17 protein-coding genes and 1 pseudogene are annotated in these 19267 nt (G+C 71.5%); 8 read left to right on the forward strand and 10 right to left on the reverse strand.

Annotated elements, in window-relative coordinates; genetic code table 11:
• Nucleotides 1–22: 22 nt before the first annotated feature.
• A complete protein-coding gene (locus tag ACWD26_RS18290) occupies nucleotides 23–1456 on the forward strand; it encodes an alpha,alpha-trehalose-phosphate synthase (UDP-forming) (protein ID WP_451271177.1) in 1434 nt (477 codons plus the stop codon).
• 108 nt (nucleotides 1457–1564) lie between these two features.
• Here ACWD26_RS18290 and otsB read toward each other — a convergent pair whose 3' ends face one another.
• From otsB to ACWD26_RS18305, 3 genes are all read right to left on the reverse strand, one after another.
• Nucleotides 1565–2425 carry a trehalose-phosphatase gene (otsB, locus tag ACWD26_RS18295; protein ID WP_451271179.1) on the reverse strand — a complete coding sequence of 287 codons (861 nt, stop codon included), beginning with the start codon at nucleotides 2423–2425 and terminating at the stop codon, nucleotides 1565–1567.
• A 17-nt stretch (nucleotides 2426–2442) separates the two neighbouring features.
• A complete protein-coding gene (locus tag ACWD26_RS18300) occupies nucleotides 2443–2670 on the reverse strand; it encodes a DUF3263 domain-containing protein (protein WP_451271181.1) in 228 nt (75 codons plus the stop codon).
• A gap of 251 nt (nucleotides 2671–2921) precedes the next feature.
• Nucleotides 2922–4142, reverse strand: a complete 1221-nt coding sequence (locus tag ACWD26_RS18305; protein WP_451271472.1) for an extracellular solute-binding protein — start codon at nucleotides 4140–4142, stop codon at nucleotides 2922–2924.
• Between the two features lie 237 nt (nucleotides 4143–4379).
• Here ACWD26_RS18305 and ACWD26_RS18310 point away from each other — a divergent pair, with 237 nt between their 5' ends.
• The 3 genes from ACWD26_RS18310 (at nucleotide 4380) to ACWD26_RS18320 (ending at nucleotide 7712) form a co-directional block, all read left to right on the forward strand.
• Entirely contained in the window at nucleotides 4380–5318 is a 939-nt protein-coding gene (locus ACWD26_RS18310) for an ROK family protein (protein WP_451271183.1), read from the forward strand.
• A gap of 71 nt (nucleotides 5319–5389) precedes the next feature.
• On the forward strand, nucleotides 5390–6586 hold the full coding sequence (gene nagA, locus ACWD26_RS18315) for an N-acetylglucosamine-6-phosphate deacetylase (RefSeq protein ID WP_451271185.1): 1197 nt from the start codon (nucleotides 5390–5392) through the stop codon (nucleotides 6584–6586).
• A gap of 199 nt (nucleotides 6587–6785) precedes the next feature.
• Entirely contained in the window at nucleotides 6786–7712 is a 927-nt protein-coding gene (locus ACWD26_RS18320) for a 1-phosphofructokinase (protein WP_451271187.1), read from the forward strand.
• A 27-nt stretch (nucleotides 7713–7739) separates the two neighbouring features.
• Here the strand turns inward: ACWD26_RS18320 and ACWD26_RS18325 are convergent, their stop codons facing one another.
• Both ACWD26_RS18325 and cdgB read right to left on the reverse strand, forming a co-directional pair.
• Entirely contained in the window at nucleotides 7740–8717 is a 978-nt protein-coding gene (locus tag ACWD26_RS18325) for a CBM35 domain-containing protein (protein ID WP_451271189.1), read from the reverse strand.
• Nucleotides 8718–8930: 213 nt separating this feature from the next.
• Nucleotides 8931–10703, reverse strand: coding sequence for a diguanylate cyclase CdgB (cdgB, locus tag ACWD26_RS18330; RefSeq protein WP_451271191.1), 1773 nt, complete (start codon nucleotides 10701–10703; stop codon nucleotides 8931–8933).
• Between the two features lie 659 nt (nucleotides 10704–11362).
• Between cdgB and ACWD26_RS18335 the strand changes: the two genes are divergently transcribed.
• Nucleotides 11363–11872 carry a flavin reductase family protein gene (locus ACWD26_RS18335; protein ID WP_451271192.1) on the forward strand — a complete coding sequence of 170 codons (510 nt, stop codon included), beginning with the start codon at nucleotides 11363–11365 and terminating at the stop codon, nucleotides 11870–11872.
• 157 nt (nucleotides 11873–12029) lie between these two features.
• Here ACWD26_RS18335 and ACWD26_RS18340 read toward each other — a convergent pair.
• Together ACWD26_RS18340 and arfB are read right to left on the reverse strand one after the other, a co-directional pair.
• Nucleotides 12030–12930: pseudogene (locus ACWD26_RS18340) on the reverse strand (sigma-70 family RNA polymerase sigma factor).
• 192 nt (nucleotides 12931–13122) lie between these two features.
• The gene (gene arfB / locus ACWD26_RS18345; protein WP_451271194.1) at nucleotides 13123–13551 is read right to left on the reverse strand and encodes an alternative ribosome rescue aminoacyl-tRNA hydrolase ArfB; all 429 of its coding nucleotides are present in this window, start codon (nucleotides 13549–13551) and stop codon (nucleotides 13123–13125) included.
• A 204-nt stretch (nucleotides 13552–13755) separates the two neighbouring features.
• Here arfB and ACWD26_RS18350 point away from each other — a divergent pair, with 204 nt between their 5' ends.
• Entirely contained in the window at nucleotides 13756–14331 is a 576-nt protein-coding gene (locus ACWD26_RS18350) for a TerD family protein (RefSeq protein WP_451271196.1), read from the forward strand.
• Here the strand turns inward: ACWD26_RS18350 and ACWD26_RS18355 are convergent.
• The gene (locus tag ACWD26_RS18355) at nucleotides 14321–15130 is read right to left on the reverse strand and encodes a hypothetical protein (protein ID WP_451271198.1); all 810 of its coding nucleotides are present in this window, start codon (nucleotides 15128–15130) and stop codon (nucleotides 14321–14323) included. The two genes, ACWD26_RS18350 and ACWD26_RS18355, sit on opposite strands and share 11 nt — an antisense overlap.
• A gap of 110 nt (nucleotides 15131–15240) precedes the next feature.
• On the opposite strand from ACWD26_RS18355, the gene ACWD26_RS18360 reads away from it, so the two are divergent.
• Nucleotides 15241–16275 carry a GNAT family N-acetyltransferase gene (locus ACWD26_RS18360; protein WP_451271474.1) on the forward strand — a complete coding sequence of 345 codons (1035 nt, stop codon included), beginning with the start codon at nucleotides 15241–15243 and terminating at the stop codon, nucleotides 16273–16275.
• Nucleotides 16276–16295: 20 nt separating this feature from the next.
• On the opposite strand, the gene ACWD26_RS18365 is transcribed toward ACWD26_RS18360, so the two are convergent.
• On the reverse strand, nucleotides 16296–17816 hold the full coding sequence (locus ACWD26_RS18365; protein WP_451271200.1) for a M1 family metallopeptidase: 1521 nt from the start codon (nucleotides 17814–17816) through the stop codon (nucleotides 16296–16298).
• A 7-nt stretch (nucleotides 17817–17823) separates the two neighbouring features.
• Between ACWD26_RS18365 and ACWD26_RS18370 the strand changes: the two genes are divergently transcribed.
• Nucleotides 17824–18324 carry a hypothetical protein gene (locus ACWD26_RS18370; RefSeq protein WP_451271202.1) on the forward strand — a complete coding sequence of 167 codons (501 nt, stop codon included), beginning with the start codon at nucleotides 17824–17826 and terminating at the stop codon, nucleotides 18322–18324.
• A 266-nt stretch (nucleotides 18325–18590) separates the two neighbouring features.
• On the opposite strand, the gene ACWD26_RS18375 is transcribed toward ACWD26_RS18370, so the two are convergent.
• Nucleotides 18591–19259: a pentapeptide repeat-containing protein gene (locus ACWD26_RS18375; protein ID WP_451271204.1), complete on the reverse strand. Its 669-nt coding sequence runs from the start codon at nucleotides 19257–19259 to the stop codon at nucleotides 18591–18593.
• Between the last annotated feature and the right edge of the window lie 8 nt (nucleotides 19260–19267).

Genomic DNA, 19267 nt, shown 5'->3' on the forward strand with positions numbered 1-19267 from the left:
ACCGCTGGCTAGGTTGAGCCGTATGGCATCAACGCACGGCGCGGAAGTCCTGGTCGCGTCCAACCGCGGCCCGGTCTCCTTCTCGCTCGACGAAACCGGCGCACTCACCGCCAAGCGCGGCGGAGGCGGGCTCGTCTCGGGCCTGTCGGCCATCGGACCGGACGTCGGCGCGGTGTGGGTCTGCTCGGCGCTGGGCGACGGCGACCGCGAGGCGGTACGGCGCTCCTCCGGCGCCCACCTCTCCGTGGACGCGACCGGAGGGCAGCGCGTCCGCATGCTCGACATCCCCGCCGACGTGCACCACGACGCCTACAACGGCGTGGCCAACTCCACGCTGTGGTTCGTGCACCACATGCTCTACCAGACCCCGCTGGAGCCGTCCTTCGACGCGGAGTTCCGGCGCCAGTGGGCCTCGTACGAGACGTACAACCACGCCTTCGCCGAGGCGCTCGCGCAGGAGGCGGCGGACGGCGCGGCCGTGCTCGTGCAGGACTACCACCTGACCCTGGTCCCCCGCATGCTGCGCGAACTCCGCCCCGACCTGCGCATCGGCCACTTCTCACACACCCCGTGGGCGCCGGTGGAGTACTTCCGGCTGCTCCCCGACGACATCGCCGCGAAGGTGCTCGGCGGCATCCTCGGCGCCGACCGGGCCGCGTTCCTCACACAGCGCTGGGCGGACGCGTTCACCGAGTGCTGTCACGCCGTGCTGGGCCCCGGCATCTCCTCCGGCACCCGGATCGGCGTGCACGGCCTGGGCGCCGACGCGGACTTCCTGCGGGCCCGCGCCCACGAGGCGGACGTCGACGCACGCATGGCCGCGCTGCGGGAGCAGATCGGTACGGCCCCCGACGGCACCCCGCGCCGCACGATCGTCCGCGTCGACCGCACGGAGCTGTCCAAGAACATCGTGCGGGGCCTGCACGCCTACCGGCAGCTCCTCGACGACCAGCCGTCCTGGCGCGAGCGCGTCGTCCACGTCGCCCTCGCGTACCCGTCGCGGCAGGACCTCGCGGTGTACCGGGACTACATGACCGAGGTCCAGCGGGTCGCGGACGACATCAACGAGCGGTACGGCACGCCGGACTGGACCCCGGTCATCCTCCATCTGAAGGACGACTTCGCGCGGTCGCTGGCGGCGTACCGGCTGGCGGACGTGGCGCTGGTGAACCCCATCCGGGACGGTATGAACCTGGTCGCCAAGGAGGTGCCGGTGGTCTCCGACGAGGGGTGTGCGCTGGTGCTGTCGCGGGAGGCCGGGGCGTACGAGGAGCTGGGGGACGACGCGGTGGGGGTGAACCCCTATGACGTGGTCGGTACGGCGGAGGCGTTGCACGAGGCGTTGTGCCTGCCGGCGGCTGAGCGGGGTGAGCGTACGAAACGGCTCGCCGCCGCGGCTACGGCGTTGCCGCCGACGCGGTGGTTCCTGGATCAGTTGCGGGCGTTGGAGGAGTGAGGGGCGCCTAACAGCTCGGGGGTTCCTGTGCATCGGGCGAGTGCGGGTGGTGTGTGGTTGCCCGCGCAGTTCCCCGCGCCCCTGAAAAGAACCGCGCGCACCCCCTCGTTATACGTGCTCGGCGATTGCTGCCAGCAAGCGCACCACTCCCTCCGGGCCCTCCACCACCACGTCCGCCCGCTCCGACAGTTCCGTGACCTCCGCGCTGCCGCTGCAGACCAGCAGACCGGGGGTGCCTTCGGTGCGTAGCTTTTCGATGGTGGCGAAGGCGGGGAGGTCGCCCAGGTCGTCGCCGGCGTAGAGGACGGACTCGGCGGCGGTCTCCGTCAGGTACTCGCGCAGGGCCACGCCCTTGTCCATGCCCGGGGGGCGGAGTTCGAGGACGAGGCGGCCGGGTTCGACGATGAGGCCGTGGCGGGTGGCCAGGTCGGTCAGGGGCGAGCAGAGGGCTTCGAAGGCGGCCTGGGGGTCGGTGGCGCGGCGGGTGTGGACGGCCAGCGCGCGGCCCTTCTCCTCGATCCAGGTGCCCTGCCGGGCGCCGACGCCGTCGAGGAAGGCGGGCAGTTCGGCGCGGACGGCGGCGACGCCGGGGTGCGGGGCGGGGGCGGTGACGGTGCCGGTGGCGGCGTCCCAGCGTTCGGCGCCGTAGTGGCCGAGGACGACGAGGTGTTCCAGGCCTGGGACACCGGCGAAGCCGCCGTGGCGTACGGCGACAGCGGCGGGGCGGCCGGTCACCACGGCGACGGAGGAGACCTTGGGGGCGAGTGCGGCCAGCGCGGCGACCGCGTCGGGGTGGGCGCGGGCCTGTTCGGGGTCGGGGACGATGGGGGCGAGGGTGCCGTCGAAGTCGAGCGCGATCACCGTACGGCCGGGGTCGGCGAGGATCGCGTCCAGCGCGTCCCGCCCGGCCGGGGTCACGGGTGTCGGCAAGGTGGCCTTGGGGTTCTCTGCGTCCTTGTGGCTGCCCATGTCTCCGACCCTATCCGTCATCGCTCGGCCCGGCGGGCCTCTCGCACTCTCCGCAGCCGGTTCACGGTGACCGGGTCGTGGGCGAGGGCGCGTGGGTCGTCGAGCAGGGCGTTGAGCAGCTGGTAGTACCGCACGGGGGCGAGGCCGAGCCGCTCCCGTATGGCCCGCTCCTTGGCGCCGGGGCGGGGCCAGCCCTGGCGCTCCAGGGCGAGGATGGCCTGTTCACGGGGGTCGAGCTCGTCCATGGGACGACCGTAGCGGAGGGGTGTGACATCGCGCCGGGGGGTTCGCGGGGGTGCGGTGCGTCGGCGGGTGCGGGTGGTTCGTGGTTGCTCGCGCAGTTCCCCGCGCCCCTGAAAGACGGCCCTGCGGGCCGATGAAAAGCGGGGCGCAGCCCCTGCTTTTCAGGGGCGCGGGGAACTGCGCGACCAGCCCCCACTCACCCGCACCCGCCGACGCACCCGCACCCCCGAGCTATGAGGCGCCCCGCCGCGCCCTAGTCCTCCCTGTCCGCGACGGTCGCCGTCTGCTGCAGTTGCTCCAACACGACCCCCGGCTTCGCGTCCGGCCGCACCGCCCGCCCGATCTGCTCCTTGACCGCCGCGCTGACATCCGCCCAGGAGGTCTTGCCCACGGGGTACAGCTCCGCGCTGGGAAGCGCGTCCAGGAACGGCCCGAGATCCGCGTCGTCCTCGGACGCGGCCATCGCCTCCGACGCCGACGCGGTCACCGGCAGCAGGTCGTACTCACGGGAGAACGCGAGCACGTTCTCGTCGCTGTAAACGAAGTCGAGGAAGTCCCCGATCTCCTCGCCGTGCCCGTTCTGCTTGAACGCCATCATCCAGTCGGTGACCCCCATCGTGGGATGGTCCCGGTCGTCCCGCCCGGGCATGACGGCCGTCCCGTATGCGACACCCCGCTCGGCGGCCATCCGCATCAGGCTGGGGTGCCCGTTGAGCATCCCGACCTCACCGCGTGCGAACGCGGCGAACGCGTCGGCGCGGTTGAGCTCGGCGGGGGCGGTGGGCCCGGTGAGGCCCTTGTCGACGAGTTCGTCCTTGAGCCAGGTGAAGGTCCGCACGTTCTCCTCGGAGTCGATCCGGTAGGTGCCGACGTTGTCGGTGTAGCCGGCGCCGCCGCTGAGCAGCCACTGCATCGTCTCGGCCTGGGCCTCCTCGGGCCCGAGCGGCAGCGCGTACGGGGTCTCGACACCGGCCTCGCCGAGGGCCTCGGCGTCCGCCGCCAGCTCGCTCCAGCTGCGCGGGGCGCTGTCGATGCCCGCCTCGGCGAAGAGCTTCTTGTTGTAGAAGAGGACGCGGGTGGACGCGGCGAACGGCATCCCGTACGCGACCCTGCGCACCTTGCCCGCGTCGGCGAGCTGGGGCAGGAAGCCCGCCTGGACGGGGATGGAGAGCAGGTCGTCGACCTCGTAGAGCTTGCCGGTCGAGGCGTAGTCGGCATACGTGCCCACCTGCGCCATGTCGGGCGCCTCACCGGCGGCGACCAGCTCCCTGACCTTGCGGTCGACGTCGTTCCACGAGTAGACGCTGACGTCGACCGTGACGCCGGGGTTCTTCTTCTCGTACGCCTTCACGAGCTTGTCCCAGTACTTCTGGGAGCCGTTCGACTCGGAGTCGCCGTAGTCGGCGGCGACCAGCTTCAGGGTGACCCCCGGCCCGTCGGACGCCGAGCCTCCGCAGCCCGCAAGCGTCGCCATCAGCCCCAGCGCGGCCAGTGCCGCCGTCCCGCTGTTCCTGACGCCGGTCTTCGTCCGCCGCTGCCCGTGTCGCACTCGTACTGCCCCAACCTGTCGCCCGGCCCCGCACGCAACAGCCTGGATCACAGGCTCAGCGTCCAAGCCCGTCAATCTCTTAACTTCTCGAACTTCTCCATAAGGTCTACACCACGTAAGTGGACTAGACCTCTCGCGGGTCGACGGGTCACACTGTCACCCGTGAGACATGTCATCGCCCTCGATGTGGGCGGCACCGGGATGAAGGCCGCGCTGGTCGGGGCCGACGGCGAGCTGTTGCATCAAGCACGCCTGGCCACCGGGCGCGAGCGCGGGCCGGACGCCGTCGTCGCGTCGATCCTCGACTTCGCCGCCGAGCTGCGCGCCCTCGGCGAGCGGCGCTTCGGCGAGCCCGCGGCCGCCGCCGGTGTCGCCGTGCCCGGCATCGTCGACTCCGACCGGGGCATCGCCGTCTACGCCGCCAACCTCGGCTGGCGCGACGTCCCGCTGCGCGCGCTGCTCGCGGAGCGCCTCGGCGTCCCGGTCGCCCTCGGCCACGACGTGCGCACCGGCGGGCTCGCCGAGGGGCGCGTGGGCGCGGGCCGGGGCGCGGACCGCTTCCTCTTCGTCGCGCTCGGCACCGGGATCGCCGGCGCGATCGGCGTCGAGGGCCGGGTGGAGGCGGGCGCCCACGGCTTCGCGGGCGAGATCGGCCACATCGTCGTACGGCCCGGGGGCACCCCCTGTCCCTGCGGCCAGCACGGCTGTCTGGAACGGTTCGCCTCCGCGGCGGCCGTCAGCCAGGCCTGGGCGGAGGCCACCGGCGATCCCGGGGCCGACGCGGCGGACTGCGCCAAGGCCGTCGAGTCGGGTGACCCCCGCGCGAAGGCCGTCTGGCAGCACGCCGTCGACGCGCTCGCCGACGGCCTCGTCACCGCCCTCACCCTGCTGGATCCCCGCACCCTCGTCATCGGTGGCGGCCTGGCCGAGGCCGGTGAAACCCTGTTCACCCCCCTGCGGGCCGCCATCCGCCACCGCGTCACCTTCCAGAAGGTGCCGGCCATCGTCCCCGCCACCCTCGGCGACACCGCCGGCTCCCTGGGCGCCGGCCTCATGGCCTGGGACCTCATCACCCCCCACCCTTCGGAGGTACGCACCTGATGCCACCCCAACAGCAACTTCCCGACTCCGGTACGAGCAGCGCGCCTTCAGGGGCGCGGGACAGTGCCGACATGCGGCTCCGCCGCGGGGCGCGACAAGCCCCCACCAACCCGCAGCCGCCGCGCAAGGGCCCCTACGTCCTCGAAGGCGCCAACGTCGTCCTCCCCACCGGCACAGTCAAAGACGGCCGAGTGACCATCGACGGCACCAAAATCACCGCGAGCGCCCCAGGGAACGCCCACACCATCGCCGTGGACAACCACTGGGTGGTCCCCGGCTTCGTCGACCTCCACAACCACGGCGGCGGCGGAGCCTCCTTCACCTCCGGCACGGTGGACGACGTACTGCGCGGCATCCACACCCACCGCCTCCACGGCACCACCACCCTCGTCGCCTCCACCGTCACCGGCGACATGGACGGCCTCGCCCACCGCGCCGGCCTCCTCTCCGAACTCGCCGAGCAGGGCGACCTCGCCGGCATCCACTTCGAGGGCCCGTTCATCTCCCCCTGCCGCAAGGGCGCGCACTCCGAGGAACTCCTCCGCGACCCCGACCCCGCGGAGGTCCGCAAGCTGATCGACGCGGCCCGCGGCCGGGCGGCCATGGTCACGCTGGCCACCGAACTCCCCGGCGGCCTCGACTCCGTACGCCTCCTCACCGAACACGGCGTCATCGCCGCGATCGGCCACACGGACGCGACGTACGAGCAGACGGTTCAGGCCATCGACGCGGGCGCGACCGTGGCGACCCACCTCTTCAACGCGATGCCCCAGCTCGGCCACCGCGAGCCCGGCCCGATCGCCGCGCTCCTGGAGGACGAGCGGATCACGGTCGAGCTGATCAACGACGGCACCCACCTCCACCCGGCCTCCCTCCAGCTGGCGTTCCGTCACGCGGGCGCCGACCGGGTCGCGTTCATCACGGACGCCATGGACGCGGCCGGCTTCGGCGACGGCCGGTACATGCTCGGCCCGCTGGAGGTGGAGGTCTCCGACGGTGTGGCCCGCCTCGTGGAGGGAGGCTCGATCGCGGGCTCGACCCTCACCCAGGACCGCGCCTTCAAACGCGCGGTCACCCTCGACGGCCTCTCGGTCGAGGACACGGTCGCCGCCCTCTGCGCCAACCCCGCGAAACTCCTCGGCCTCTACGACCGCGTGGGCTCCCTGGAACCGGGCAAGGACGCCGATCTCGTACTCCTCGACGCGGACTTCGAGCTCAAGGGAGTGCTGCGCAAGGGCGAGTGGGTGGTGGACCCGTTCGGCGGCTGACCCTCGGCCGATCGATCCCCAACTGACGCCTTCCGCCCGTTTGTTGACATGCGGTGCGGTGTGCGGTGGTTGGCCCGGGAGGACTGGGCCGACCGCCGCTCATTTGGCATGATCGAGCCTCCGCAACAGCTTCCGGCGCTCGCACTCTGGTCGAGGAAGACCGAACGCGCGCTGTCGAGTCCCAAGGGGGTAGGACCAGGTGATCCTCACGGTCACGCTGAACACCGCTCTCGACATCACCTACCGCGTACGGGACCTCAGGCCCCACGCCACCCACCGGGTGACCGACGTGACCGAACGCCCCGGCGGCAAGGGCCTGAACGTGGCCCGTGTCCTCGCGGCGCTCGGCCACGAGGTGACGGTCACCGGTTTCGTCGGCGGCGCGACCGGCCGGGCCCTGCGGGACCGGCTCACGCACACACCGGGTGTGGTGGACGCGCTGGTCCCGGTGGAGGGCGCCACGCGCCGGACGATCGCCGTGGCCGACGCGAGCGGTGACACGACTCAGCTCAACGAGCCCGGCCCGCTCATCGCCCCCGCCGAGTGGTCCGCCTTCCAGGAGGCGTACGTCGATCTGCTGCGCTCCGCCTCGGCGGTGGCCCTGTGCGGCAGCCTGCCGCCGGGGGTGCCGGTGGGCGCATACGCGGGACTGGTCCGTACGGCCCGCACCCTGTCCGTGCCGGTCCTGCTGGACACCAGCGGCGAGCCGCTCCGGCGCGGTGTGGCGGCACGCCCGGACCTGGTGAAGCCGAACGCCGACGAGCTGGCGGAACTGACCGGCTCCCACGAGCCGTCCCGGGCCACCCGGGACGCCCGCCGCCGTGGCGCCCAGGCGGTCGTCGCCTCCCTCGGCCCCGACGGACTCCTCGCCCACACCCCCGAGGGACAGTGGCGCGCCGTCCCACCCCGCCGCTTCCGCGGCAACCCGACCGGCGCGGGCGACTCGGCGGTCGCGGGCCTGCTGTCGGGCCTGGTCGACCGCCTCCCCTGGCCGGACCGCCTGGCCCGCGCCGTGGCCCTGTCAGCGGCGACCGTACTGGCGCCGGCGGCAGGCGAGTTCGACCGTCAGACTTACGAGGAACTGGTGGGGCAGGTGGCGGTGACGGGGGAGGTCACGGCGGCGTGAGCGGGCTCAGCCCTTGAGGGCGGGGCCTCACTTCCAGCCCTTCTCCAGGTACAGCTGGTCGAAGTTGACGTCGCAGTTATTGCCCTGTTCGCAGGAGATCTTGATCTCGTTAGTGCCCTTGTTGAGCTGGATGGACGCGTAGGTGTTCGTCCAGCCCTTCTCGTAGTCGCCCTCGGGGCCCTTCGCGAAGTTGGCCAGGTTGAGCGCGCGGCCCTGGGCCGTGCCGTTGACCGTGAGGGTGGCGTTGGCGTCCTTGCCCGGAACGCCGTAGAGGACGTAGAGCGTGTACTTACCGCTCGCCGGGACGTCCTCCATCTTCCAGGTGATGGACGAGCCGACCGAGTTGAAGTTACTGACGTAGAACCCGCCCTCCGACTCCGCGCCGGGGACGTCCGAGGCGATGGCCGCGGTGCCGCCGAGGAGGAGGGTCTTGGCCTCCGCCTTGGGGAGTTCGGTGGGCTCGGCGTCCTTCGACTTGCTGGCCGACGGGCTGGGGTCGGTGCTCTCCTGGGTGGTCGGCGTGGTGGACGCCCCGGTGTCGTTGCCCGCGTTGTTGTCGCCGTCGTCACCGCCGAGCATGGCCACGCCGATGCCGATCACCACGGCGGCGACCACGGCGATCGCGCCGATGAGGAGGCCCTTGGTGTTGGGGCCACGGCCACGGCCGCCGCCCCCGTTGCCGTGCCCCTGCTGACGGGTCGGCTGAGGGCCGCCGGGGATGTTCTCGGGCGCCTGGTAGTGCGCGTTCGGCTGGCCGTAGCCGCCCTGCTGCTGGCCGTACTGCTGCTGCGGGACCTGCCCGTACTGCGCGGTGGGCGCCTGCGGAGCCTGCTGGGTCTGCTGCCCGTACTGGCGTTCGCCGACCGGTCGCACCCGGTTGACCGCGTTGGGGTAGCCGTAGCTCCCGGTGGGCGGCTGGGCTCCTCGGGCCTGCCCGTCGGCGTAGAGGTAGCCGAACGGGTCGTCGTCCTCGGGCGTGCTCGCGCCGTTGTTGCCGGGCGTCATCCCTAGGTCTCCTCAGCGGTGCGGTACATGCGCGTACAGGTGGCGGGTTGTTGCGTCGGGGTGTAGGAGAGCGAGCCTACCCGCTCGCGATGGCCCAAACGGGTGACTCGGACCTCATCGCCGGACCGACCCCCCGCCCACCAGCTGTTCTTCCCCGGCGGCCCGCCTCTGACCTGGGCTTCTCTCCGGATGTCACGGCTGTCACTCCGGCCGCTACCCGGCCCGCCGGTGCTGTCTGGGACGAGATCGTTTCTCGACGTACATCCGCTCGTCAGCTGATTTCAACACCTCGTCCGCCGTCATTCCGCAGTGCGCCCATCCGATGCCGAAACTGGCGCCGACGCGCATCGTGCGCCCGTCCACCCGGATCGGCTGGATGATCTCGTTGCGGAGGCGAACGGCGAGGTCCTGGGCGTCCGCGCGGCCGAGGCCGTCGGCGAGGACGACGAACTCGTCACCGCCGAGCCGGGCCACGGTGTCACCGTCGCGCACGCCCCGGCTGAGCCGCCGGGCCACCTCGATGAGGACGGCGTCGCCCGCGTTGTGCCCGAACCGGTCGTTGATCGACTTGAACCCGTCGAGGTCGCAGAAGAGCACCGCGAGCCCCTTCGTACCGTCGTCCCGCTCGTCCTCGGGCGCGACGGCGTGCACATGGTGGTCGAAGGCGTCGTACGGCCCTTTGGCCGCGTGGAAGTCGAAGGTGTGCCCGCCGGCCTCGTAGGCGTCGAACGACGGGTGCGGCAGCCTCGCCGGCTGCTCACCCGCGCCGTACTCCCCGAAGTCGCCGTGCTCGCCGCCGAACTCGCCCTGCTCCCCGAACTGCCCGAACTGTGCGAAGGCCGCGTTCATCGAGTCGGCCGAGTCGGCCGCCGCGCCCGCCGGGAGCGACTGGGGGCGCTGGCAGATACGGGCGGACAGGCGCGAGCGCAGCTCGGCGGAGTTCGGCAGGCCCGTGAGGGCGTCGTGCGAGGCGCGGTGCGCGAGCTGCAGCTCACGCCGCTTGCGCTCCTCGATGTCCTCGACGTGGGTCAGCAGGAAGCGGGGCCCGTCGGCGGCGTCCGCGACCACGCTGTTGCGCAGCGAGACCCACACGTACGTCCCGTCACGTCGCCCGAGCCGCAGCTCCGCGCGCCCGCCCTCGGCGGAGGTCCGCAGGAGTGTGCCGATGTCCTCGGGATGGACGAGGTCGGAGAACGCGTACCGCCGCATGGCGGAGGCGGGCCGCCCGAGGAGCCGGCACAGGGCGTCGTTGGTCCGCAGGATCCGGCCGTGCTGGTCGCCGCCCATCTCCGCGATGGCCATACCGCTCGGGGCGTACTCGAAGGCCTGCCGGAAGGATTCCTCGCTGGCGCGCAGCGCCTGCTGCTCCCTTTCGAGCCTGACCAGTGCACGCTGCATGTTTGCTCGTAGACGCGCGTTGCTGATCGCGATGGCGGCCTGGAAGGCGTACATCTGGAGCGCTTCCCGCCCCCATGCGCCCGGTCGCCGACCGTTTCGCGGCCGGTCCACGGAGATGACACCGAGCAGCTCACCGCAGGAGGCACCCTGTGCCCCCGGGGTGTACATGGGCGCGAAGAGCCGGTCGGAGGGGTGCCACTCGTCCTCGAAGCGGGGCGCGGGCCCGTCGGTGTACCACTGGGGCACATCGTCCTCGTCGAGCACCCAGCCCTCGGTGTGCGGTATGAACCGCAGGTCGCCCCAGGACTCGCCCATGCTCAGCCGGCGGTCCCAGGAGGCGCGGGAGCCGACGCGGCCGGTGATCAGGGCCTCGGCGGCGGAGTTCCCGGAGAGGGCGGCGACGACCAGGTCGCCGTCGGGGCGCACGAGGTTCACGCAGGCCAGTTCGTAGCCCAGACCGTTGACCACACCGTCGGCGACGGTCTGCAGCGTGTCGGCCAGGCTGCGCGCGGTGTTCATGTCCGCCATCACCTGGTGCAGCTGCCGCAGCGTCGTCAGACGGACGTAAGGCTCCGACTCGGTTTCCATTCGCCCTCCCCCCGAGATCTCGTGGCAGCTCCAGGCTCCAGGTAACCTGCTTAACTCGCGGGCTTACTACCGCTTACAGTTCCCGCTTACAGCTTGCAGCGTCCCCGCCACTGAATCACAGCGCGAAGCCCACTCGGTACACAGGGTCAACAAAATATGGCTCCTGTGACTCAAGTCACAACAGAAGATGAGCAATTGAGTGGAGTTTATGCGTTTCTCTCGTGCGCTTCCTGAACAGAATTCAGAACTCTGTGTAGGCACTGTGCGCGGGGCGGAACGGCGTGGTCGGGGGCGTGCGCGGGCGTGGCGCGGGATGCGCGGGCGGGCGCGGGATGGCGGAGCGTGCGGGGACATGCCGGCCGTCCTAGGTCGGAGGTCCGGGTAGCGGGTCGGGCGCCCGCCCGATGTGGGGGACGGCCCGCGCGAAATAGCGTGCGGGCGTGCCGAAGACTCCAGCCTCAGCTCCGCCGGTGCCATCGCCCGCGGGACCCGCACCGCGCTCACCCCAGGCGGCGGCCCCACCTGCGGCCGTGGCCCTGGCGTCGGCCGCAGTCGCCCTCACGGTGACGCCCGCCCTCGTTCCTCCCGCAAATTCGGCGATCGCCGCCGAGGGCACCCCGGTCACCCCCGGTTCCGCCCCCGGCGGGCATGCTGAGGGGGTGAGTGAAGACGAGTTCCGTGCCGCGATGTCCCGGCTGGCGGCCGGTGTGGTCCTGGTGACCGCGCACGAGCCGGCACTGGATCCGGAGGGACCACCCGGCGATGACGTCGGCATGACCGCCACCTCGTTCATGTCCGTGTCCCTCGACCCGCCCCTCGTCCTGGTCAGCCTCCGCGAGGGCTCCCGCATGGACGACCTCCTCGCCGAGCAGCCCCTCTGGGCCGTCTCCCTCCTCGCCGACCACCAACGCACCACCGCCGGCCGCTTCGCCATGAAGGGCCGGGTGAGCGACCGCCTCCTCTTCGACTCCCTCCCCCACACCCACGGCCCGGTCTCCGGCGCCCCCCTGATCGACGGCGCCCTGGCCACCCTCGAATGCCGCACCGAACAACGGGTGACCGCCGGCGACCACACCCTGGTGATCGGCCGAGTCCTCACCGCGACGGTGCCGGGTTCGGACAGCGGCCCGCTGACGTACTTCCGGGGCCGGTACCGGCAGTTGGGCTGAGGGGCGGGGCGCCTCCGTAGAGGGGGCCGCCTCCGTAGACGGGGCCGCGCCCGCCCTCAGGGGCGCGGGGAAGTGCGCGACAAGCCCCCACGCTGCGACAGCTCCCCACCCGCCCAAGCCACCCTCTCCCCACCGGCGGGGGCGAGCCCCCTCGAGGTCACCCTCCGAGCACCGTCACATCCAACGCCCCCAACAACTCCGCCTCGGTCACCGCATCGATCGCCGCGATCCGCCCCTCCACCACCGTGAACGCCAACACCCGCTCGACCTTCCCGTCCCGCACCACGACAACCCCCGCCGCCCCGTTCACCAGCGCCGCCCGAACAGCCGCGCCCCCGCCGGGCCGCCCGTACATCCTGGCCTGCGAGGCCACCGCCACCGCCCCCCGGATCACCCCGGCGGCCGACCGAGCCACCACATCCGGCGCGAGCACGGCCACCAGCCCCTCGAAATCCCCCTCGCGCGCCGCCCCGAGAAACGCGTCGACAACCTCCCGCTGCCGCTACATCCGCGTCCGGCACCGGCGCCCCGCCCCGCACCCGCCGCCGCGCACGACTCGCGAGCTGCCGCGCCGCGGCGGGCGTACGGCCGACGATGGGCCCGATGTCGTCGAAGGGAACGCCGAAGAGGTCGTGCAGCACGAAGGCGAGCCGTTCGGCGGGCCCCAGGTTCTCCAGCACGACGAGCAGTGCCAGCCCGACGGAGTCGGCGAGCAGCGCCTCCTGCTCGGGATCGACCCCACTCACGGGACTGAGGACGGGCTCGGGCATCCGCAGCGCCTCACCCTCATACCCCGCGTACTCCTCCTCGGCCCGCGACCGCCGCGTACGCAACATGTCGAGGCACACCCGGCCGACCACGGTGGTGAGCCAACCGCCCAGATTCTGCACCTCGTCCGCGTCCACCCGGTTCAGCTTCAGCCATGCCTCCTGCACCGCGTCGTCCGCCTCCGCGAGCGACCCGAGCATGCGGTAGGCGACGGCCCGCAGCTGAGGCCGGTACGACTCGAACCGCCGGGCAAGAAACTCATGGTCCTCACGCACTCCGCCGTCACTCATCGCATGGCTCCCCGTAGTCGTGATGCGCCGTCACTCGCTATGACGCAGAACGACCCACAGATGTGACACCCGATGAGACAGGAGGTGGGACAGGCATGTGGGACAGCCCACGAGACAAACATGTGGGACAGGCATGTGGGACAGCCCATGAGACAGACATGTGGGGCAGGCCCATGAGACAGAACGAGGGACTCAGCCCCAGTCCCGCCCCGACCGCCCCCGCTTGGTGTCGGACCGCTGCTTCTTCTCCCGCAACCGCCGCTCGTTGATCCCCCTCGGGATACGGGTCGCCCGCCGCGGCTTGGGCGGCGGCGCGGTCGCCTCCGCGAGCAGCGCGGCGAGCCGTACGGCCGCGGTCTCCCGGTTCCGCCACTGGGAACGGTGCTCGGAGGCCCGCACACTGACGACCCCGTCGACGAGCCGCCCGGCGAGCCGCTCCAGCGCCCGCGCCTTCCACACCTCGGGCAGCGCCTCGGTGTTGGCGAGGTCGAACCGCAGCTCGACCTGCGAGTCACTGGTGTTGACGTGCTGTCCGCCGGGGCCGGAGGACCGGGAGAAACGCCACATGAGCTCGGCCTCCGGGAGGGAGACGGAGCCGCGGATGACGTAAGGACCGGACATGCCCCCATGGTCGCGCGAATGTCCGGTCCGCGTCACGCCCTTTTCACCGCACGCGGCGACACTCGCCACAAGAGCCGCGGGTAAAGAAAGTAAAAACCGCTGGAACCTCTGGCGCCCCTCCCGACGTTCATAGGGGTACAGGTAGCTTCGTCCCCGGCACGAAGCCCGTAAGGCACGTACGTAACGAGGGAAGGACTCCCAACCATGGCTGTAAGCCTGTCCAAGGGTGGCAACGTCTCGCTCACCAAGGAGGCTCCGGGCCTGACCGCCGTCACCGTGGGCCTCGGCTGGGACGTCCGCACCACCACCGGCACGGACTTCGACCTCGACGCCTCCGCGATCGCGGTCAACCCGCAGGGCAAGGTCTACTCGGACGGACACTTCGTCTTCTTCAACAACAAGCAGACCCCGGACCAGACGATCGTCCACACCGGCGACAACCGCACGGGCGAGGGCGCGGGCGACGACGAGGCGATCAACGTCAACCTCGCGGGCCTCCCCGCCGACGTCGACAAGATCGTCTTCCCGGTCTCCATCTACGACGCCGAGAACCGCTCGCAGAACTTCGGCCAGGTCCGCAACGCCTACATCCGCATCATCAACCAGGCCGGCGGCGCCGAGATCGCCCGTTACGACCTGTCCGAGGACGCCGCCACCGAGACGGCCATGGTCTTCGGCGAGCTGTACCGCAACGGCGCCGAGTGGAAGTTCCGCGCGGTCGGCCAGGGCTACGCCTCGGGCCTCGTCGGCATCGCCCAGGACTTCGGCGTCAGCGTCTGACGCCCGGGCCCACCGGCCCCGCCCCACTCCACGAAGGCCTCGCCGCGACGACCGCCAGAACCCAGGCACCCACCGTCGCGGCGGGGCCTTCGGCCGTCACGGCCGCCGTTCCCTCCCCGTGAGTTTCCCCTCGCACCCGCCAGTCGGCGGAGTACTGGATGTGCAGCCGGCCGGGTACGTGTCGCCGGGTCCGGGCCCGTGACCAGGGGCCCGGGCTGACTTCGACACAGAAGTGCGCGGCGTTCGGGTACTCGTGCGGGTACGACGGGGCCTGCTCGACGAGGCCGCGCAGCATGGTGCCTTGCTCGCGGAAGGCCGTGGCACTGCCCACGACGAACAGCGTGTGCGCGGCGATGTCGAAGGCGAGGTGGTCGCGGTACGACCGGTACTCCCGCCTCCGGTGGTCGATAGCGGCCTCGTCCGGGAAATCCTGATCCGGAGTGGCCGTCGTGTGGGGCGTGCCCGCGCCGAGTCGTGACCGCACCCGCTTCCATGAGGCCGTCGGGAACGCCAGGCTGTGGTGGACCGGGACCAGATCCAGCGAGACGGGTTCGCCCTCACCCACGACACCTTCGGGAACGGCGTTGGCCCGGATCGGCAGATGGACCAGCGAACGGGCGGACCGGGCGGCCAGCGCCCACATCGCGACGAGCTGCTCCGCGCCACCCCGGTCGACATACATCGACAGCCAGTGATGGTCGTCGCGCAACGCCACCCGCACCGGCGACGAAGCCGGCCGCACCACGCGGAACTCGTCGCCCCCGAGCCGCACCCTGTGCACACGCACCCGCTGTTCCACACGCCTCCTCGCATCCCGTACGCCCGGCCGAACCGCCGAACCGCCGAACCGCCGGATGAACTCTAGGCCGGAAGCCGGTGGCGCACCTGATCGATAGCGTGCGGGGCATGCTGCTGCTGGAAACCCTCCGCACGGCCGAGGACGGCACCATCCCCGGCCCCCTCCTCGCCGAACTCACCGCCCTGCACGCCTCCAACCGCGACTTCTACGCACTGAGCGGCGACTTCCCGGACGCGAACGACATCCGCCCCGAACAGGTGAGCGCGGCCCTGGCGGCGGACCTGGCCGACCCACACGTGGAGATCCTGCTCGCACGCGACGGCGGCGGCGGGGACGGCGACGGCAGCGGCGGTAGGGGCAGCGGTGCCCCTGCCCCTACCCCTGCCGCCGGGCGGCTCGTAGGCATCGCCATCACCCTCGCGCGTCATCCCGATCCGGCCGACCCCGACCCCTGGATCGGCCTGCTGCTCGTTGACGCGGCGGCGCAACGGCAGGGCTACGGACGGCAGTTGGCGACACTGGTCGAGGAACGGTTCCGGCGGGCGGGGCGCACCGCCGTACGGCTGGCCGCGCTCGACAACAACCCCGGCGCCCTCGCCTTCTGGACGTCCCTCGGCTACGAGGTCATCGATCACCGCCGGGACCGCCAACTCGGCCGCCCCTGCGCGGTGTTGCGCAAGACACTGCGTACGCCGCGCCGGGCCGCACGGGTCGCCGTACTCGACCCGGACGGCGCCGTCTTCCTCTTCCGGTACGACAACGTCGAGGTGGGCGTCCACTGGGCCATGCCCGGCGGCGGCCTGGAGGCGGACGAGACACCCCGCGAGGGCGCCCTGCGCGAACTGCGCGAGGAGACGGGCTGGACGGACCTGGAGCCGGGCCCCCTGCTGTGCACCTGGGAACACGACTTCACCCACTCCGGCACCCCCGTCCACCAGCACGAGCACATCTACGTGGCCCGGGGCCCCCGCCGCGAACCCACCGGCGACCACCTCAGCGCCGCCCACGCCCAGGACGGCATCCTGACCTGGCGCTGGTGGACCCGCCAGGACCTCACCAGGTCGCCGGAGGCCGTCTGGCCACCCGAACTGTCCCGCCTGCTCACGGAGTTCGAGAGCTCAAGACAGCGGAACGCGACCACCTGACCGCCGACAGCCGTCAGCCGTCAGGCCCTCGGCGGCTTCCCCTCCCCGTACAGCCACTCCTCCCAGATCGAGGTGAAGTCGGCGTCCGGGGCGACCCTGCCCGCGTACTTCTCGACGTACGCCGTGAAGTCGGCCGTGTCCGCGTTGCCGTGACGGTGAGCGGTCGCCCAGCCCCGGAGGAGGCCGGGGAAGGCGTCGTCGCCGACGGCCTGGCGGATCTTGTGCAGGACCATGGCGCCACGGTCGTACACCGGTTGGTCGGAGATACGCGCGGCGCTCGGGGGCTTCGCGGGCGGGAAGCCCCAGAGAGCCTCGTTCGAGGCGGCGTCAGCGGAGGCGCCGTCCGCGAAGGGGTCGCCCTCGTACAGCGCGTCGAAGATCTCCTGGGCGCTGTCTCCACCGTGGTCCTCCTGCCACAGCCACTCGGCGTACGTGGCGAAGCCCTCGTTGAGCCACATGTCCCGCCAGCTCTTCGGACTGACGGAGTTGCCGTACCACTGGTGGGCCAGTTCATGGACGAGCAGCGAGATGTGGGGGGCGCCGGGGAAGACGGGGCGGTTCTGGGTCTCCAGCGCGTAGGCGACGTCCTCCGGCCGGTCGACGATCGCGCCGGTGGAGGAGAAGGGGTACGGGCCGAAGTTCGCCTCCGCCCACTCCATGACCTCCGGAATCCGCCCGAGCACCGCACGGCTGTCCTCGACCTGCGAGGGATCCACGGCGACGTACACCGGGAAAGGCCCACCCCTGCTCGTCCGGATCTCGTACGCGCCGATCGCGATCGTGGCGACATAGCTCGCCATCGGTTCGGCGGTGTGCCAGGAGTAGGTCGTACGGCCGTTCCTGGTGGACTCGCTCCTCAACTCCCCGTTGGAGACGGCTCGCAGGCCCTCGGGGACGGTGACCTCGATGTCGTAGGCGGCCTTGTCGGAGGGATGGTGGTTGCCGGGGAACCAGGTCATCGAGCCCGTCGGCTCACCGAGGGCGAGAACGCCGTCTGCGGTCGGCAGCCAGCCCTCCCGGGAGCCGTCCGGGTCGGTGATCGTCTCCGGGGCGCCCGAGTAGCGCACCGTCGTGCGGAACGTCTCCCCCTTGGCGAGCCCCTCGCCCCCCGGGGTGACGGTCAGCTCCTGCCCCGACCGCTTCCAACGCGCCGCCGAGCCGTCGACGGCGACCGACTCCACGTCCGTCCCCTTCAGATCGAGGTTGAAGGTGTCGAGATCGCGCGCCGCCCGTGCGGTGATGACGGCGGTACCGCGCAGCCGGCCGCCCTCGCCCTCGTTCCTGGTTTCGGAGGGGGGTTCGTATGTGAGGTCGAGGGCGTAGTGCGTGACGTCGTAGCCGCCGTTGCCGAGCCTCGGGAAGTACGGGTCCCGCAGGCCGGCGGAACCTTTGGTGCCGTCGGTCCCGGCGCCGCGCTCGGCGGTGCCGCCGCCCCCGGTGCACGAGGTGAGGGTGAGTGCCAGCGTGACGGTGAGCAGGGCGGCCGGGACCACCGATCCGGATCGGGACACGTCGGCGATCCTATGAGGACATGACACCATCGCCTACGTGCTCGACATCGGCTACGCCCTCTCCAACCGGTTCCCGGACCCGCCACAGGCGGACTACCGCCGCGCGGACGTGTACGCGCTGCGGCACGACCTGTTCTGCGGTGACGTCTACCTCGCCGACACCAAGGCGGACCGGGAGCTGTCCACAGCCTGGGGATGGGTGCCGGTGCTGGACTTCGCGTGGGCGCTGTGCGACATCGTGGAGCTGCTGGACCAGGACCCCGCGGGCTCCCGTGCCTCCCGGCCCCAGCGCGCGGAACTCGACTTCACCGAGTCCACCGACCGCATGCTCTTCGAGCGGCGCTTCGGGTGGGTGGACATCGAGGCCGACTGGATGCCGGCGGAAGAGCCACCGCTGACCTTCTCCCACGCCGAGCTCCGCAGAGAGGCGAGGGACTTCCTGCACGATGTCGTAGCCGACCTGTGCGACCTACACGAAGCCCTGTCCGAAAACCCAGCCATCTGGACCCTCCAGGCCCGCTTCCCCCGAGTCCGTTAATTGGCGAGACAAGACAAAAGACCGGCTCTGCGGGCCTGAAAAGCACGGGGCACAGCCCCTGCTTCTCAGGGGCGCGAGGAACTGCGCGAGCAACCACGACGAACCCACACCTGGGGGTCAAAGGGGCACAGCCCCTGCTTCTCAGGGGCGCGGGGAACTGCGCGAGAACCCCCACCGGACCCGCGGCTGGGGGTCAAAGGGGCACAGCCCCTGGGATGGGACGGGTAGGGGCGGCGGGGGCGAGAAAACACCCCGCCCCCCAAAGGTCACCCCTCCACCCGAATCCCCATCTCCCCCGCCAGCACAGGCGCCAACTCCACCAACTGAGCCGCACTGATCACCGCCCCCGACAGCCGATCCACCCCCCGAGCGATCTCCACCGACGCCGCCTCCCGCAGATCCACATCCACCAAGGTCACCCCACTCAGATCGGCCCCCTTCACCGCACACCCCACAAACCCCACCCGCTCCAACCGCGCACCCCCGAAATCCGGCTCGACCAGCACACAGTCCTCGAAAACGACATCCTTGAGCCGCGCCTCACGCAGATTCAGGTAGTCGATCTTGCCGCCCCGGACAAGGACCCGCTCCAGTACGGCCCCATACAGCTGCACCCCACCGAGCCGCGCATCGACCAGCTCGACATCACGCAAGCTCGCCTCGCCCAGATCCGTACCCACACCCCGTATCCCCGTGAGGACCGAGTCGAGGACCCGCGCCCGCCGCAGTCGCGTCTCGTCCAGCGCGCACCCCGTCAACGCGCAGTCCATGAAACGGGCACCCGAACCGTCCTGCCCGACGAAGTCCTCCTCCCGGAACTCCAGCCCGTCGTAGTCCCCATCGGGCTCCAGCACCCCACCCGCGTACGCCTCCAGCACCGGCAACCGCACCTCCGGCCGCCGCGCCGCCTTCACCACCGACCTCGCCCTCACCATCCCCCCAT

Source organism: Streptomyces sp. NPDC002787, assembly GCF_053592095.1.

Excerpts from the sequence above, each read along its gene's own strand:
- ACWD26_RS18290 (WP_451271177.1), top strand. The coding sequence starts at position 23 with ATGGCATCAACGCACGGCGCGGAAGTCCTGGTCGCGTCCAACCGCGGC.
- otsB (WP_451271179.1), bottom strand. The coding sequence starts at position 2,425 with ATGGGCAGCCACAAGGACGCAGAGAACCCCAAGGCCACCTTGCCGACA.
- ACWD26_RS18300 (WP_451271181.1), bottom strand. The coding sequence starts at position 2,670 with ATGGACGAGCTCGACCCCCGTGAACAGGCCATCCTCGCCCTGGAGCGC.
- ACWD26_RS18305 (WP_451271472.1), bottom strand. The coding sequence starts at position 4,142 with ATGGCGACGCTTGCGGGCTGCGGAGGCTCGGCGTCCGACGGGCCGGGG.
- nagA (WP_451271185.1), top strand. The coding sequence starts at position 5,390 with ATGCGGCTCCGCCGCGGGGCGCGACAAGCCCCCACCAACCCGCAGCCG.
- ACWD26_RS18325 (WP_451271189.1), bottom strand. The coding sequence starts at position 8,717 with ATGACGCCCGGCAACAACGGCGCGAGCACGCCCGAGGACGACGACCCG.
- cdgB (WP_451271191.1), bottom strand. The coding sequence starts at position 10,703 with ATGGAAACCGAGTCGGAGCCTTACGTCCGTCTGACGACGCTGCGGCAG.
- arfB (WP_451271194.1), bottom strand. The coding sequence starts at position 13,551 with ATGTCCGGTCCTTACGTCATCCGCGGCTCCGTCTCCCTCCCGGAGGCC.
- ACWD26_RS18350 (WP_451271196.1), top strand. The coding sequence starts at position 13,756 with ATGGCTGTAAGCCTGTCCAAGGGTGGCAACGTCTCGCTCACCAAGGAG.
- ACWD26_RS18365 (WP_451271200.1), bottom strand. The coding sequence starts at position 17,816 with ATGGTGTCATGTCCTCATAGGATCGCCGACGTGTCCCGATCCGGATCG.
- ACWD26_RS18375 (WP_451271204.1), bottom strand. The coding sequence starts at position 19,259 with ATGGTGAGGGCGAGGTCGGTGGTGAAGGCGGCGCGGCGGCCGGAGGTG.